We start from the raw sequence: 15,629 nt of genomic DNA, 5'->3' as shown, positions 1-15,629 counted from the left end.
CTGTTTGATTTCTAGCTTGAAAATTGCTATGATAAAGTCAAGGAAATGAGGTTACAAGTATGAAATCATTACAGTTATTTTGGACGCAATATGCTGATTTTTCAAGAAGATCAGATAGAAAAGAATTTTGGATCAGCCAAGTCTGGCATTTATTATTTACCAGTCCTTTTTGGATTTACCAATTGGTCTTATTCTTTTCAAATTCGAAATCAGAGGAAGATGTGATTCCCTTGACCGGGATGGACGTTTCAGCTTGGTTCAGCATCTTTTTTCTCCTTTATCTCTATCTTATTTTTGTTCCCCAGCAAGCAGTAGTCGTTCGGCGATTGAGAGATGCAGGTCTTCATTGGTCTTTGATTTTCCTATTTCTAGGTCCTATCTTACTCTACCTTTTATCTCCTATTTCCATTTTTCTAGTCTTAGCTCTTGCGGGTTTGCTTTGTTTGGCATGTCTCTTGGTCCTTCCAAGTGCTAGGCTTGCACAACCGGACCAGATTGCTTCTCCAGTATTTACTTCGACGAGTCCCGTGGTCTCTTCACCAAGTATGCCATCCCATTTGATGGATCCCAACAGTTTTTCAGCTATTCCCCAGATTGTTTCGGCTCCACCAACTCCACTAGAGAAAGCACCGCTTGAAAAGAAAATGGAATCGGAACAGACCCAGCATCAGTTTAGAGAGTGGAATGAGGTACCTTCAGAACATGCAGGCTTTACAAACAATTAAAAAGATCAGTGCTGAGAACCTTCCTCCTATCCTAGTTTTATCAGGAGATGACATCGGTCAGTTTGAGTGGATGAAAGAGCAACTTTTAAAGAAAGTAGGCTACGATTCATCTGATTTGAACTACTCCTATTTTGACATGAAGGAAACAGCATATGCAGAAGTTGAGCTTGACTTGGTCAGCCTTCCATTTTTTGCGGATGAAAAAATAGTGATTTTGGATCATTTTGTCGATGTGACGACCGCAAAAAAAAGATACCTGTCAGATGATGAATTGCAGTCCTTTGGAGATTACTTAGCGGCGCCTTTAGAAACGACTCGCTTGATTGTCATTGCGGAAGGAAAACTGGATAGCAAGCGAAGGATTGTCAAGCTTTTAAAACGGGATGCCCAGTTGCTGGATGCAACTGAATTAAAAGAGCAGGAGTTGCGTGCCCATTTCACGGAAGAGGTCAAGTCTCTAGGGCTAGCGATTGATTCACAAGCCTTCGACCAACTTTTGATTAAATCGGGCTTTGATTTTAGTGAGATTCAGAAAAACTTGGAGTTTCTTAAAACGTACAAAGGAGCTTCTAGCATCACCATCTCAGATATTGAGAAGGCTATTCCGAAGACACTACAGGATAATCTGTTTGATCTGATTCAGATGATCCTAAAGAAACAAATTGATTCCGCCCGCAGTTTGGTCAAGGACCTTCGGTTACAAGGAGAGGATGAAATCAAGCTTCTGGCCATCTTGTTGAGTCAGTTCCGCATCTATACACAGGTCAAGCTGTTGAAGCAAGAGGGACGAACAGAACCCCAAATCGTTTCAGACCTATCAGAGTTGACCGGTCGGAAAGTGAACCCCTACCAAGTCAAATTTGCCCTAAGGGATAGTAGAGGGATATCTCTATCTTATTTGGAACAGGCGATTTGTCTTTTGATTGATACCGACTTCCAAATGAAATCGGGAACCTATGAGAAAGACTATCTATTTGATTTAGCTTTACTAAAGCTGGCCAACCCATCTGTGTAAGCAGAATAGTTGAATAAATTAGATGATTGCGTTATCATTTTTATATACATAAAGAAATAGAGGTATTTTCCATGGCAATTATTTTACCAGATCTTCCGTACGCATACGATGCATTGGAACCATACATTGATGCTGAAACCATGCACTTGCACCATGACAAACACCACCAAACTTACGTTAACAATGCAAATGCAGCTCTTGAAAAACACCCTGAAATTGGTGAAGACCTTGAAGCTTTGCTTGCTGACGTAGAATCTATCCCAGCTGATATCCGTCAAGCGCTTATCAACAATGGTGGTGGACACTTGAACCACGCTCTTTTCTGGGAATTGATGACTCCTGAACAGACAGCTCCTTCAGCAGAACTTGCAGCAGCAATCGATGAAACTTTTGGTTCATTTGAAGAATTCCAAGCAGCCTTCACTGCAGCGGCTACAACACGCTTTGGTTCTGGATGGGCTTGGTTGGTTGTTAACAAAGAAGGGAAGCTTGAAGTGACTTCAACAGCAAACCAAGACACACCAATCTCAGAAGGGAAGAAACCAATCTTGGGCTTGGACGTTTGGGAACATGCCTACTACGTGAAATACCGCAACGTTCGTCCTGACTACATCAAAGCTTTCTTCTCAGTGATTAACTGGAATAAAGTAGACGAGCTTTACGCAGCAGCTAAATAAGCTTTCATAATAAAAAAAGTTTGAATCAAGAGGCCACTTAACGGGTGACTTCGATTCAGGCTTTTTATTTTTAAATTGGTCAACATAGACTAAAAGGATTCTCCCGTTTTGGAAGGGATATTTCTTGCGTTTATACCTGAAAATGATACACTAGAAGAGTATGTGAAAGTGAGGAGAAAGGCTTCCTACATAAGGAAGAAGCCTTGTCACTTTTTCTGAAAAAACTGTGCTTTAACAAAAGGGAGAATGAAAATGACAAGTATTACGATTACAAAAGGAGCAGTGGATACGCCACTTTATCTTAAAATGCTCAATCGCCACGGTTTAATTGCAGGGGCTACTGGTACAGGGAAAACCGTAACCCTAAAAGTCATCACTGAAAAATTAAGTCAGCAAGGGATTCCGGTGTTTCTAGCAGACATTAAGGGAGATCTTTCAGGTCTTGCAAAAGCTGGACAATGGACGCCAAAGATGGAAGAGCGCTATAAGCTATTAGGTATTACAGATCCTTTTGAACCTCAAGCTTTTCCAGTTCGCTTATGGGATGTCTTTGGTCAAGCAGGCCATCCAGTCCGTGCAACGATTGAAGGAATGGGCTCTCTTTTGCTAGCTCGCTTGTTGGACCTCAACGAAACGCAAACAGGGATTTTGGCCATTGTCTTTAAATTGGCCAAAGAAAAAAATTGGCCTTTGATTGATCTGAAGGATTTACAGAGTCTTTTGAAGGAAGTCTATGACCATGCCTCAGATTATTCAGCTCAATACGGCAATATCAGTAAACAATCAGTAGGAGCTATTCAACGAAGCTTGTTAGTGCTAGAGCAAGAGGGAGCAGATCAATTCTTCGGAGAGCCAGCCTTGGATCTTCAAGATTTTATGCAATTGGATAACAGTGGACGAGGTTACATTAACATTCTATCAGCGACTCGTCTCTTCAACTCCCCTAAACTCTATTCAACCTTCCTGATCTGGATGTTATCTCGTCTGTTCGAAACCTTGCCAGAAGTTGGAGATCTAGAAAAACCGAAATTTGTCTTCTTCTTTGATGAAGTCCACCTCTTGTTTAATGATGCGAGCAAGCTCTTCCTTGAAAAAGTTGAGCAAGTCGTTCGCCTCATCCGGTCTAAAGGAGTGGGGATCTACTTTATTACACAGAATCCTCAAGATCTTCCTGAATCTGTATTGGCCCAGCTTGGTAACCGTGTCCAACATGCCTTACGTGCCTATACGCCAAAAGAAATGAAAGCTATCAAAGTTGCTGCTCAAAGTTTCCGACCAAACCCAGAGTTTGATACGGAAACTGTCTTGACGGAGTTGGGAACAGGGGAAGCTCTAGTTTCCTTCCTAAATGAAAAGGGGCAACCAAGTGTGGTGGAACGTTCTTATATTTTGTCTCCACAATCGAGTTTTGATTTGTTAAACGAGAGTGAACAGTTGGCCTTGATTACCAGCTCTCCTTTCCATCAAAAATATGCTGTTCGAGTAGACAATGAATCAGCTTATGAAAAATTGACTGATAAATCTGCTAGAGAAGAGAAGGAAAAGGAGCGGGAAGAGGAAGAAAAGACCAGAGTTGCAGAGGAGAAGGCTAGTCAAAAACGGAGTCCAGGTCGTCCGCGTAAATCTAGTTTAGAAAAGGCCAAAGATTCCTTTATCAGTTCCTTGTTCCGTACCATTGCGCGTGAAGTGGCAAAACTAATCATGGGATCCTTTAAGCGGAAATAAGACAGTCAAAAGGGATGGATTCTTAGAATATGAAAAAGGATTGACCTGGAAATCGCTAAAAAATTTCTTCTAGAAGAAATCGTTTTCTGAACTGGAAATACCTTGTTATTTTAAAGAGAATCTTTTATAATTAACTTCATATGAAAAAAATATTTAATGTTCGATCGATCATGATTGTGTTGGGGATTTTATTATGTATAGGAGGAGTTGGAGCTTTAACTTACCTCCATCTTTATCAGGCTCCTGCCTCGCCTCTTGCTCAAGAGGGAACGACGGCTCAAGCAGTGGACTCCAAGCAAGAGAAGCAAGCCCTCCAACCTCCTCGTGTCAAAACTCCTGAGGAGAAACAAGCTGTCATGGATCAAGATCGTGAAACCATGGAAAATTTGGGTCTTGTCTATGATTATGCCAATAAAGGCTTGGTAGAAGTTGTACAAGACTATATGACTGAATATGGTATTGATCCTTCCCAAATTACCTTTACCTACAAAAATCCTGCGACAGGCCAACAGTTTTCAATGAATGAGTTACAGCCGATGACAGCTGGAAGTACCTATAAACTGCCCCTCAATATGTTGGTCGTGGATGAAGTCGATGCAGGGAAGTTAAACTTAACGGATGAATTTGATATTACCAATACTTACTACGAGTACCTTGGAGAGCACGATAATTATGTAGCTGCCTTTGGTGGCGCTATGACGATTCCAGATATGCAGCGTTATTCTCTTGTCTACTCAGAAAATACGCCGGCATATGCCTTGGCCGACCGCTTTGGTGGTATGGACAATGTCTATGAGAAGTATAAAAAATATGGAAAATCCCGGGCAGAAATAAAAACCATTAGTCCTGAAAACAAAACGACTTCTGATTACTATATTCAAGTCTTAGACTATCTTTGGAATCACAAAGAAAAGTATGCGACCTTGCTAGAATTGATCGGAGAGTCCTTCCCGAATGAATACTACAAACGGTATTTACCAGATTTAGTCATTCAGCAAAAACCTGGTTATGTAGCAGAAGCCCTGAATGTCGAAGCCATCGTTTACGAACAAACACCCTACCTCATCTCGATTTTTACAGCTGGTCTAGGGGGAACTACTCCAGAAAGTACGGAGATCAGTGGCTACGGTCTTCATTTACTTGGTCAACTCTGCTATGTGATTAATGAATGGCACCGTGTAAATGTCAACTAACGATTTAGAACCTTTCCCAAAAACGTTTTGGGAAGGTTTTTTCTTAGCAAAGATAAGTTTCATGGTTAAAATCTTGGTGACATTCTTTGAGGTCAGTGAATAAATATGATATAATAACTAAAGAACCCAAAGAAAGAATAGAAATGATTACAAAAGAAGATTATCAGTTGATTCGCTCCCATCCAGCTTTCTCTGCGATTCCAGTTGAAAAATTTGATAAATTAGCTGTAGAAATTCATTATAGAGAAATCCCAAAGGGACAGATCCTATTTTTTGCCGGTGATAAGCGCGATCGAATTTTTTTAGTGGTAAAAGGCTATGTTCGTATTGAGGAGTTTGACTCTTCAGATACCTTCTCGTATATGGATTACATCAAAGAAGGAGCCGTCTTCCCATACGGTGGTATGTTTACAGATTCCAATTATCACTATACAGCCACTTCCATGACAACCGTTAAATACTTCAGTATTCCTGTTCAGCTTTATGAGGAAATTGTCCAGTCCAGTATGGAACAAGTTCTCTTTATAACGAGAAAACTTTCAAAAATATTGGAATTTCAGGAGTTGCGACTTCGCAATGTGGTTGCAGCCAGTGCCAGTGATCGTGTGATCCAATCCTTAGCTCTACTCTGTAAGGATTATCAAAAGTCTGGGCCAACTATTCCTTTTCCAATGAGTATGAAGGAGTTGGCTAGATTAGCTGCGACGACGAGAGAAACCGTCAATCAAGTGTTAAAGAAGCTCCTAGAAGAGGAGAGAATCGAGTACAAGCATAAGAAATTAACTTTTCTTGATCTTCCATTCTTTTTAGATAGTTTTGAAGAAGCCTAGTAGGGCTTCTTTTATTTTCTGTCAAAAACGTTAAAAAGTTTCAAAAATCAAATAAAAAAATATTTACTCGCAAAAAGAATATATTTAGCAAAATATTCAAAGAAAGAGGTTCATTTTTCATAAAATAAGGGTAATATTTAAAAAAGTGTCAGATTCTTGGCATTCGTAATGGAAGATTGCCTGTGAAAGCGGTACCAATTGGTGATAAAATAAAACCTGTAAACGGGATTAGCTAAGCTAAACCGCAAGAAAAAGGAGGACTATAGATGTCTACACACCCAATTCATGTTTTCTCAGAAATTGGAAAACTGAAAAAAGTTTGTTTGCACCGTCCAGGTAAAGAGTTGGAAAACTTGATGCCTGACTATCTTGAACGTCTTCTTTTTGATGATATTCCTTTCTTGGAAGACGCTCAAAAAGAACACGACGCATTTGCTGAAGCACTTCGTAACGAAGGTATCGAAGTACTTTATCTTGAACAGTTAGCTGCTGAGTCATTGACTTCTCCAGAAATTCGCGATCAGTTCATCGAAGAATACCTTGAAGAAGCGAACATTCGTGGACGCCAAACAAAAATTGCGATCCGTGAATTGCTTCACAGCATTGAAGACAACCAAGAATTGGTTGAAAAAACAATGGCAGGGGTTCAAAAAGCTGAACTTCCAGAAATTCCTGAAGAAGCAAAAGGATTGACAGACCTTGTTGAATCTGACTATCCATTTGCTATCGACCCAATGCCAAACTTGTACTTCACACGTGACCCATTTGCGACAATTGGTAATGCAGTATCATTGAACCACATGTACGCAGATACACGTAACCGTGAAACTTTGTATGGTAAATACATCTTCAAATACCACCCAGTTTACGGTGGAAAAGTTGAACTTGTCTACAACCGTGAAGAAGATACTCGTATCGAAGGTGGAGATGAGTTGGTACTTTCTAAAGATGTATTAGCAGTTGGTATCTCACAACGTACTGATGCTGCATCAATCGAAAAATTGTTGGTAAACATCTTCAAGAAGAACGTTGGCTTCAAGAAAGTATTGGCCTTTGAATTTGCTAACAACCGTAAATTCATGCACTTGGATACAGTATTCACAATGGTGGACTACGATAAATTCACAATCCACCCAGAAATTCAAGGTAACCTTCGCGTCTTCTCTGTAACTTATGAAAACGAACAATTGAAGATCGTTGAAGAAAAAGGTGATTTGGCTGAATTGCTTGCTGAAAACCTTGGTGTTGAAAAAGTTACATTGATTCCATGTGGAGATGGCAACGTCGTTGCTGCTGCGCGTGAACAATGGAACGACGGATCAAATACTCTTACAATCGCACCAGGTGTGGTAGTAGTATACGACCGTAACACTGTTACCAACAAGAAATTAGAAGAATACGGACTTCGTTTGATCAAGATCCGCGGAAGTGAATTGGTTCGCGGTCGTGGTGGACCTCGTTGTATGTCAATGCCATTCGAACGTGAAGAAATCTAATCATCCTTCTACAGGTTAGACGGGCTCAGTGTCTAAACTGAGCCCTCTAAACTGATTGACAGGATCTTATCATGCATAATTAAAGGAGATAATTAATGACAACTTCAGTATTCCAAGGACGTAGCTTTTTAGCAGAAAAAGACTTTACACGTGCAGAGTTAGAATACCTTATCGGACTTTCAGCTCACTTGAAAGACCTTAAAAAACGCAACATCCAACACCACTACCTAGCTGGTAAAAACATTGCGCTTTTGTTTGAAAAAACTTCAACTCGTACTCGTGCAGCCTTCACTACTGCAGCCATCGACCTTGGTGCTCACCCAGAATACCTTGGTGCAAACGACATCCAACTTGGTAAAAAAGAATCTACAGAAGATACTGCAAAAGTTCTTGGACGTATGTTTGATGGTATTGAATTCCGTGGTTTCAGCCAACGTATGGTTGAAGAATTGGCTGAATTCTCAGGTGTTCCAGTATGGAATGGTTTGACTGACGAATGGCACCCAACTCAAATGCTTGCTGACTACTTGACTGTTCAAGAAAACTTTGGACGTTTGGAAGGTTTGACACTTGTGTACTGTGGTGACGGACGTAACAACGTTGCAAACAGCCTTCTTGTAACAGGTGCTATCCTTGGTGTGAACGTACACATCTTCTCACCAAAAGAACTCTTCCCAGAACAAGAAATTGTTGAATTGGCAGAAGGATTCGCAAAAGAAAGTGGCGCTCATATCTTGATCACTGAAGATGCTGACGAAGCTGTGAAAGGTGCAGATGTACTTTACACTGACGTTTGGGTATCTATGGGTGAAGAAGACAAATTTGCAGAACGCGTTGCCCTTTTGAAACCTTACCAAGTAAACATGGAATTGGTTAAGAAAGCTGATAACGAAGACTTGATCTTCTTGCACTGCTTGCCAGCTTTCCACGACACAAACACTGTTTATGGTAAAGATGTTGCTGAAAAATTCGGCGTAGAAGAAATGGAAGTTACTGACGAAGTGTTCCGCAGCAAATATGCTCGTCACTTTGACCAAGCTGAAAACCGTATGCACACAATCAAAGCGGTGATGGCAGCTACTCTTGGTAACTTGTACATTCCAAAAGTTTAAGACTTTATAACCGTATACCAACAGCTATAGGGGCTGGACTGCTAGCTTTAGTCCTGCCCCTATTTTTTATAGAAAGGGAAAACCTATGTCAAGAAAAATCGTCGTTGCTTTGGGAGGAAACGCCATCCTTTCATCTGATCCTTCTGCAAAAGCTCAACAAGAAGCACTTGTAGAAACAGCAAAACACTTAGTAAAATTAATCAAAAATGGGGATGACTTGATCATCACTCACGGAAATGGTCCTCAAGTAGGAAACCTTTTGCTCCAACATTTGGCAGCTGATTCTGAAAAGAACCCAGCTTTCCCATTGGATTCATTGGTTGCAATGACAGAAGGAAGCATTGGTTTCTGGCTTCAAAACGCTCTTCAAAATGCTCTTCTTGAAGAAGGAATTGAAAAAGATGTGGCTTCAGTTGTGACACAAGTCGTTGTCGATAAGAACGACCCAGCCTTTGTCAACCTCAGCAAACCAATCGGTCCTTTCTACTCAGAAGAAGAAGCAAAAGCAGAAGCTGAAAAATCAGGAGCAACCTTCAAAGAAGATGCTGGTCGTGGCTGGCGTAAAGTTGTTGCTTCACCAAAACCAGTGGACATCAAAGAAATCAATACCATCCGTACCTTGTTGAACGACGGACAAGTCGTTGTTGCTGCTGGTGGTGGCGGTATCCCAGTTGTGAAAGAAGCAAATGGTAGCTTGACTGGTGTTGAAGCTGTTATCGACAAAGACTTTGCATCACAACGTTTGGCTGAGTTAGTAGAAGCGGACCTCTTCATCGTTTTGACTGGTGTAGACTATGTCTTTGTGAACTACAACAAACCAGACCAAGAAAAATTGGAACATGTCAATGTCGCTCAATTGGAAGAGTACATCAAACAAGATCAATTTGCGCCAGGAAGCATGCTTCCTAAAGTAGAAGCTGCCATCGCCTTTGTAAACGGTCGTCCAGAAGGAAAAGCAGTCATCACTTCACTTGAAAACCTTGGCGCTTTGATTGAGTCTGAAAGTGGAACGATTATCGTAAAAGACTAATTCATATACATGAGTGAGGGGAGTGAACCCCATATTTACAGGAGTTTGTACAAAGTTCCTCCCCTCGTTTTTTCTAAAAAAGTTTAGGAAAAACTAGTTTTTTAATCTTAAATATGATAAAATAAACATATAGGTAAGCGCTTTCTAAAAGTTTAACCTTTTGAAAGACTCACTCAAACTTTGTTGCGTTAGGAGGATAAACAAATGAGTGAAAAAGCGAAAAAAGGGTTTAAGATGCCTTCATCTTACACCGTATTGTTAATCATCATTGCGTTTATGGCAGTGATGACTTGGATTATCCCAGCAGGGGCTTTTGTCGATGGTGTGTATAAATCACAACCTCAAAACCCTCAAGGTATCTGGGATGTATTGATGGCACCGATTCGTGCTATGCTAGGAACTACTCCTGAAGAAGGATCTTTGATTAAAGGAACTAGTGCAGCGATCGACGTAGCCTTCTTCATCTTGATGGTTGGTGGTTTCCTTGGTGTAGTCAATGAAACTGGTATGCTAGACACTGGTATTGCTTCTATCGTGAAGAAATACAAGGGTCGCGAAAAAATGTTGATTTTGGTGCTTATGCCTTTGTTTGCCCTTGGTGGTACAACTTATGGTATGGGTGAAGAAACCATGGCCTTCTATCCTCTCCTTGTGCCAGTTATGATGGCCGTTGGATTTGATAGCTTGACTGGGGTAGCCATTATCTTGCTCGGTTCACAGATTGGATGTTTGGCATCTACCTTGAACCCATTTGCGACAGGTATCGCATCTTCAACTGCAGGTGTTGGTCTTGGTGAAGGGATTATCCTTCGTTTGATCTTCTGGGTTGCCTTGACTGGTCTTAGCACTTGGTTTGTATACAAGTATGCAGATAAGATCCAAAAAGACCCAACTAAATCCCTCACTTATGCAACTCGTGAAGAAGATATGAAATTCTTCAATGTTGGTGAAGATGAAGAAAATGTTAATTCAACTCTTACTAAGAAACAAAAACAAGTCTTTGTACTCTTTGTTTTGACCTTTGTCTTGATGGTCTTGAGTTTCATTCCTTGGGAAGATCTCCATGTTACTATTTTTAGTAACTTTAACACATGGTTAACAGGCCTTCCAGTAGTTGGTAAGATTGTTGGTAGCTCAACTGCAGCCCTAGGTACTTGGTACTTCCCAGAAGGAGCAATGCTCTTCGCCTTTATGGGTATCTTGATTGGTATTGTCTACGGATTGAAAGAAGAACAAATTATTTCTTCATTTATGGCTGGTGCAGCTGACTTGCTCAGCGTAGCCTTGATCGTAGCGATTGCACGTGGTATCCAAGTTATCATGAACAATGGTATGATTACAGATACGATCCTTAACTGGGGTAAACAAGGACTCAGTGGTCTATCTTCTCAAGTCTTCATCGTCTTGACTTATATCTTCTACTTGCCAATGTCATTCTTGATCCCATCTTCATCTGGTCTTGCCAGTGCGACAATGGGTATCATGGCTCCATTGGGAGAATTCGTCAATGTACGTCCTAGCTTGATTATCACTGCCTACCAATCTGCATCTGGTGTCTTGAACTTGATCGCACCAACTTCTGGTATCGTAATGGGAGCTCTTGCTCTTGGACGTATCAACATTGCAACTTGGTGGAAATTCATGGCAAAACTTGTTGTTGCTGTTATTGTAATCACCATTGCCCTCCTTCTTCTCGGAACTTTCGTTCCATTCCTATAAGAAGTAAAGAGGTGATTCCATGAAAATTGAGATTACAAATCAAGTCAAAGATGACTTTCTAGCTTCATTAAAGACTCTGATTTCTTATCCTTCGGTTTTAAACGAAGGTGAAAATGGAACACCGTTTGGACAAGCTATCCAAGATGTCCTTGTGAAAACGTTAGAAATTGCTCAAGAAATGGGCTTTCAAACCTATCTAGATCCTGAAGGATACTATGGATATGCAGAGATCGGTCAGGGGGAAGAACTCCTGGCCGTTCTTTGTCACTTGGATGTTGTTCCAGCCGGTGATTTAGAAGATTGGCAGACGCCACCTTTTGAGGCGACTCTGAAAGATGGATGGTTGATTGGACGTGGAGTGCAAGATGATAAGGGACCATCGCTTGCGGCGCTTTACGCAGTTAAGAGTCTGCTTGACCAAGGAGTTGTCTTTACCAAACGGATCCGCTTTATATTTGGTACGGACGAGGAAACTCTCTGGCGCTGTATGAACCGCTACAATCAGCTAGAAGAAAAAGCAGATCTTGGTTTTGCTCCAGATTCGTCTTTCCCATTAACCTATGCTGAAAAAGGCTTGCTTCAAGTGAAGCTCCATGGACCAGGTTGGGAGGATCGTCCCTTACAAGCTGGTCGTGCCCTTAATGTGGTGCCAGATAAGGCAACTTATAAGGGGCAACGCTTAGAGGAACTCTTACCAGTCATCGAGCAAAGTGGTGTGAAGTATACAGAAGAAGCAGGAGCAGTAACCGTTCTAGGTCTGTCTAAACACTCCAAGGATGCGGCTGAGGGTGTCAATGCCATTGTAGGCTTAGCTGAAAGTCTTTCCTTGATCCAGCCTCATCCAGCCCTTCTCTTTATCGCAGATGCCGTTGGGGAAGATGCGACAGGAGCAGCTCTCTTTGGTGAAATCAAAGATGAACCAAGTGGTGCTCTTTCCTTCAATATTGCAACCCTCTCCATTGATGAACAGCAATCTGAAATCGGGATTGATATTCGGATTCCTGTCTTAGCGGATAAGGAGGCCTTGGTAAAACGTTTAAGTGAGGTGGCAGCTAGCTATCGACTTCAGTATGAAGAGTTTGATTATGTAGCTCCACTATACGTTCCATTAGACAGTCCATTGGTGAGTACTCTGATGGCGGTCTACCAAGAGGAAACGGGGGATCAGACCCCAGCTATGTCCTCAGGGGGAGCGACCTTTGCGCGAACCATGGGAAATTGTGTGGCTTATGGGGCCCTCTTCCCTGACGCTCTCCAAACAGAGCACCAGGCGAATGAACGAGCTAAACTGGATGATTTATATCGTGCAATGGAAATCTATGCAGAGACCATTCGACGATTAGCAGCCAAGGAAGCTTAATAGAGATTAGAAAAAAGAGGCTGGGACAAAAGTCCTAGCCTCTCAATTATTTTTGGATTGTCGAGAAAGACGCAGTGGTTGAGTGGGCTCTACTACGCTGATTTCATCAGCTTTTACAGCCCTACTCAACTGTGCGGAGGTGGGACGACGAAATCGAATTCTAACGAATTACCGATTTCTGTCCCACTCTCTTTCTTTTATTTGCTAAAGAAGAAGGGAGGGGTGAATTCTTTCAATTTTTCAAAGCAGTCCAAGGCCCCCTGATTGTCTTCACAAATGATAAGGCAGACGTCATCTCCGCAGACGGTTGCGACAATTTGCGACAATTCAAGGGCATCTAAGATGGCTCCGAAGGACTGGGCCAAACCAGGTAGGGTTTTAACGACTACTTGGTTTTGGACGGGACGAAGCATGACGAGGGCATCCTCCATATAAAAACGCAGTCGGTTTTCCCAACGAGATGGGGCAATGCTATTGATGGCATAGTAAGAGCTATCCCCTTCGTTAATTTTTACCAGATTCAAGGATTTGACATCTCTTGAGAGAGTGGACTGGGTCACGATGATGCCGTTCGCTTCCAGGCTGTCCTGCAATTCTTGTTGGGTTCGAATTTTCTTTTCTGAAATAATAGACCGGATCAGGCGGTGGCGACTTTCAATCTTATTCATAAGGGGCTCTCCTTATTTGATAAACATAGCATCTCCAAAGCTAAAGAAACGGTAGCCTTGGTCGATAGCGTGCTGATAAGCATCCAGAGTGAGTTCTCGACCTGCGAAGGCAGAAACGAGCATGACTAAGGTTGATTTTGGTAAGTGGAAGTTGGTTGAAAAGGCGTCGACAACCTGCCACTGATAGCCTGGTTTGATAAAGATATTGGTCCAACCAGAGTCGGCTTGTAACTCTCCATTAAACTTGTTCCCAATTGTTTCTAAAGTTCGGATAGAAGTGGTCCCAACGGCAACGATGCGGTGTCCACTTGCTTTGACTTGTCGAAGAGTTTGGGCGGCTTCTTCAGAGAGTTGATAAAATTCAGAATGCATCTCATGTTGGTCGAGATCATCGACGGATACAGGACGGAAAGTACCCAGTCCGACATGAAGGGTGAGATAAACCAAGTGAATCCCTTTGTCTTCGATCCTCTGTAAGAGCTCAGGTGTGAAATGGAGGCCAGCAGTAGGAGCTGCGGCAGATCCATTTTCTTTGGCATAGACTGTCTGGTAACGTTCCTGATCTTCTAATTTTTCATGGATGTAAGGTGGTAGGGGCATTTCTCCTAAACTTTCCAAGACTTCAAGGAAAATTCCTTGGTAAGAAAACTCTACGATACATCCACCGTGTTCCAGCTTTTTGATTAGGGTCGCTTGAAGACGTCCATCGCCAAAGCTGACGATCCCCCCCTCTTTGAGACGTTTGGCAGGTTTAGCAAGAACCTCCCATTGATCGCCCTCAATATTTTTTAAGAGAAGAAGCTCCACATGACCTCCTGTGTCTGGTTTGACCCCATGGAGACGAGCTGGAAGGACACGGGTATTGTTCATGACCAAAGCATCCCCTGGTTCTAATTCATTGATAATGGCGTCAAAATGCTGGTCTTCCATCTGACCTGTTTGTCGATTGAGAATCAGTAGTTTTGAGGCATCGCGTTTCTCTAATGGGGTTTGCGCAATTAACTCCTCGGGGAGGTGAAAATCAAAGTCATTCGTGTTCATGTTCTCTCCTTGTATCTAAATTCTTCTATTTCTTACATTTAACCTTCCCCATTATATCATGAAATAAGAGTGAAACAAAGGAAATCACTAGCCGAATTTTAAAGGGATGAAGGTAAAAAATCCTTTTCTAACATCAAGAAAGCGCTTGACAAAAATTGGTCTATACCATATAATGAATATAAGAAATAAGCGGAGGATTTATCATGAAAGTTATTGAAGTAGCTAATCAAATCGAAGGGGGACAGGTTGCTTTTGACCTGCTAAAAGAAAAGTTAGAGCAGGGTGCCAAAACTCTGGGGCTTGCGACTGGAAGCAGTCCACTTGAGTTTTATAAATTGATTCGGGAGAGTGATTTGGATTTCTCAGACATGGTCAGTGTCAACTTGGATGAGTATGTCGGCTTGACGGGAGAAGATCCTCAATCCTATCGTTACTTTATGCAGGAAAATTTATTCAATGAGAAACCGTTTAAAGTTAGCTATCTTCCAAAAGGAAACGAAGATACTGCAGAAGAAGAAACAGCTCATTACAATGAAATTTTGGCCCAACATCCAGTAGATCTGCAAATTCTAGGGATCGGTCGCAACGGCCACATTGGTTTTAACGAACCAGGCACGCCATTTGACAGCCAAACGCATTTGGTCCATTTGGATCAATCAACGATTGAAGCCAACTCTCGCTTCTTTGAAAAAATTGAAGATGTTCCAACCCAAGCCATCTCCATGGGGATTGCGAACATTCTTGCTGCCAAGTCTATCATTCTCTTTGCCTATGGAGAATCAAAAGCAGAAGCGATTGCAGGAATGGTCAATGGTCCAAAAACAGAGAGTTTACCAGCGAGTGCCCTTCAAGGTCATCCAGATGTTGTGATTATTGCAGACCAAGCAGCCTTGAGCTTACTGTAACCAGTTGAAAAAAAGAGACCTATCTGAAATATCCTGAAAGATAGGTTTTTTTATAGAGCCCTGTTGTAAAATGAAGTGCAACACAAAAGACACGTTCATCTGATATACTAGAATTGCGAAAAACAGCATAAAG

Annotated in this window: 14 protein-coding genes; 12 read left to right on the top strand and 2 right to left on the bottom strand. The window is 41.7% G+C overall.

The annotated features are described in order from the left end of the window. Positions 1 to 59 precede the first annotated feature (59 nt). From K1J10_RS05955 to K1J10_RS05905, 11 genes are all read left to right on the top strand, one after another. Positions 60 to 725 carry a DUF805 domain-containing protein gene (locus tag K1J10_RS05955; RefSeq protein WP_223356186.1) on the top strand — a complete coding sequence of 222 codons (666 nt, stop codon included), beginning with the start codon at positions 60 to 62 and terminating at the stop codon, positions 723 to 725. Beyond that, positions 703 to 1,740, top strand: coding sequence for a DNA polymerase III subunit delta (holA, locus tag K1J10_RS05950; RefSeq protein ID WP_223356207.1), 1,038 nt, complete (start codon positions 703 to 705; stop codon positions 1,738 to 1,740). The genes K1J10_RS05955 and holA overlap by 23 nt, the downstream gene beginning before the upstream one ends. Before the next feature lie 71 nt (positions 1,741 to 1,811). Then, on the top strand, positions 1,812 to 2,417 hold the full coding sequence (gene sodA / locus K1J10_RS05945) for a superoxide dismutase SodA (protein WP_126403990.1): 606 nt from the start codon (positions 1,812 to 1,814) through the stop codon (positions 2,415 to 2,417). 252 nt (positions 2,418 to 2,669) lie between these two features. Beyond that, on the top strand, positions 2,670 to 4,142 hold the full coding sequence (locus K1J10_RS05940; protein WP_223356185.1) for a helicase HerA-like domain-containing protein: 1,473 nt from the start codon (positions 2,670 to 2,672) through the stop codon (positions 4,140 to 4,142). 140 nt (positions 4,143 to 4,282) lie between these two features. Continuing rightward, the gene (locus K1J10_RS05935) at positions 4,283 to 5,335 is read left to right on the top strand and encodes a serine hydrolase (RefSeq protein WP_125329626.1); all 1,053 of its coding nucleotides are present in this window, start codon (positions 4,283 to 4,285) and stop codon (positions 5,333 to 5,335) included. 143 nt (positions 5,336 to 5,478) lie between these two features. Then, on the top strand, positions 5,479 to 6,165 hold the full coding sequence (locus tag K1J10_RS05930; RefSeq protein WP_048789625.1) for a Crp/Fnr family transcriptional regulator: 687 nt from the start codon (positions 5,479 to 5,481) through the stop codon (positions 6,163 to 6,165). 266 nt (positions 6,166 to 6,431) lie between these two features. Further along, entirely contained in the window at positions 6,432 to 7,661 is a 1,230-nt protein-coding gene (gene arcA, locus K1J10_RS05925; protein ID WP_049514063.1) for an arginine deiminase, read from the top strand. Positions 7,662 to 7,756: 95 nt separating this feature from the next. Further along, positions 7,757 to 8,773 carry an ornithine carbamoyltransferase gene (argF, locus tag K1J10_RS05920; protein WP_023022690.1) on the top strand — a complete coding sequence of 339 codons (1,017 nt, stop codon included), beginning with the start codon at positions 7,757 to 7,759 and terminating at the stop codon, positions 8,771 to 8,773. A gap of 85 nt (positions 8,774 to 8,858) precedes the next feature. Continuing rightward, complete coding sequence (arcC, locus tag K1J10_RS05915; protein ID WP_048689208.1) at positions 8,859 to 9,803, top strand: carbamate kinase; 945 nt, start codon at positions 8,859 to 8,861, stop codon at positions 9,801 to 9,803. A 204-nt stretch (positions 9,804 to 10,007) separates the two neighbouring features. Then, the gene (locus K1J10_RS05910; protein WP_223356184.1) at positions 10,008 to 11,522 is read left to right on the top strand and encodes a YfcC family protein; all 1,515 of its coding nucleotides are present in this window, start codon (positions 10,008 to 10,010) and stop codon (positions 11,520 to 11,522) included. Between the two features lie 19 nt (positions 11,523 to 11,541). Then, complete coding sequence (locus tag K1J10_RS05905) at positions 11,542 to 12,882, top strand: dipeptidase (protein WP_223356183.1); 1,341 nt, start codon at positions 11,542 to 11,544, stop codon at positions 12,880 to 12,882. A 197-nt stretch (positions 12,883 to 13,079) separates the two neighbouring features. On the opposite strand, the gene K1J10_RS05900 is transcribed toward K1J10_RS05905, so the two are convergent. Beyond that, the gene (locus K1J10_RS05900; protein WP_223356182.1) at positions 13,080 to 13,550 is read right to left on the bottom strand and encodes an arginine repressor; all 471 of its coding nucleotides are present in this window, start codon (positions 13,548 to 13,550) and stop codon (positions 13,080 to 13,082) included. A gap of 12 nt (positions 13,551 to 13,562) precedes the next feature. Next, positions 13,563 to 14,591, bottom strand: coding sequence for a tRNA preQ1(34) S-adenosylmethionine ribosyltransferase-isomerase QueA (gene queA / locus K1J10_RS05895; protein ID WP_223356181.1), 1,029 nt, complete (start codon positions 14,589 to 14,591; stop codon positions 13,563 to 13,565). 203 nt (positions 14,592 to 14,794) lie between these two features. Here queA and K1J10_RS05890 point away from each other — a divergent pair, with 203 nt between their 5' ends. After that, the gene (locus tag K1J10_RS05890; RefSeq protein WP_048689227.1) at positions 14,795 to 15,496 is read left to right on the top strand and encodes a glucosamine-6-phosphate deaminase; all 702 of its coding nucleotides are present in this window, start codon (positions 14,795 to 14,797) and stop codon (positions 15,494 to 15,496) included. The last annotated feature ends 133 nt before the right edge of the window (positions 15,497 to 15,629 follow it).

The sequence above is a fragment of the Streptococcus australis genome (assembly GCF_019930045.1).
Classification (GTDB): Bacteria; Bacillota; Bacilli; order Lactobacillales; family Streptococcaceae; genus Streptococcus; species Streptococcus australis_D.
Note: the sequence above shows the minus strand (reverse complement) of the source record. Positions and strands in the feature narration are given on the sequence as shown.

Coding starts and splice junctions, on each gene's coding strand:
- K1J10_RS05955 (WP_223356186.1), top strand. CDS start 60: ATGAAATCATTACAGTTATTTTGGACGCAATATGCTGATTTTTCAAGA.
- holA (WP_223356207.1), top strand. CDS start 703: ATGCAGGCTTTACAAACAATTAAAAAGATCAGTGCTGAGAACCTTCCT.
- sodA (WP_126403990.1), top strand. CDS start 1,812: ATGGCAATTATTTTACCAGATCTTCCGTACGCATACGATGCATTGGAA.
- K1J10_RS05940 (WP_223356185.1), top strand. CDS start 2,670: ATGACAAGTATTACGATTACAAAAGGAGCAGTGGATACGCCACTTTAT.
- K1J10_RS05935 (WP_125329626.1), top strand. CDS start 4,283: ATGAAAAAAATATTTAATGTTCGATCGATCATGATTGTGTTGGGGATT.
- K1J10_RS05930 (WP_048789625.1), top strand. CDS start 5,479: ATGATTACAAAAGAAGATTATCAGTTGATTCGCTCCCATCCAGCTTTC.
- arcA (WP_049514063.1), top strand. CDS start 6,432: ATGTCTACACACCCAATTCATGTTTTCTCAGAAATTGGAAAACTGAAA.
- argF (WP_023022690.1), top strand. CDS start 7,757: ATGACAACTTCAGTATTCCAAGGACGTAGCTTTTTAGCAGAAAAAGAC.
- arcC (WP_048689208.1), top strand. CDS start 8,859: ATGTCAAGAAAAATCGTCGTTGCTTTGGGAGGAAACGCCATCCTTTCA.
- K1J10_RS05910 (WP_223356184.1), top strand. CDS start 10,008: ATGAGTGAAAAAGCGAAAAAAGGGTTTAAGATGCCTTCATCTTACACC.
- K1J10_RS05905 (WP_223356183.1), top strand. CDS start 11,542: ATGAAAATTGAGATTACAAATCAAGTCAAAGATGACTTTCTAGCTTCA.
- K1J10_RS05900 (WP_223356182.1), bottom strand. CDS start 13,550: ATGAATAAGATTGAAAGTCGCCACCGCCTGATCCGGTCTATTATTTCA.
- queA (WP_223356181.1), bottom strand. CDS start 14,591: ATGAACACGAATGACTTTGATTTTCACCTCCCCGAGGAGTTAATTGCG.
- K1J10_RS05890 (WP_048689227.1), top strand. CDS start 14,795: ATGAAAGTTATTGAAGTAGCTAATCAAATCGAAGGGGGACAGGTTGCT.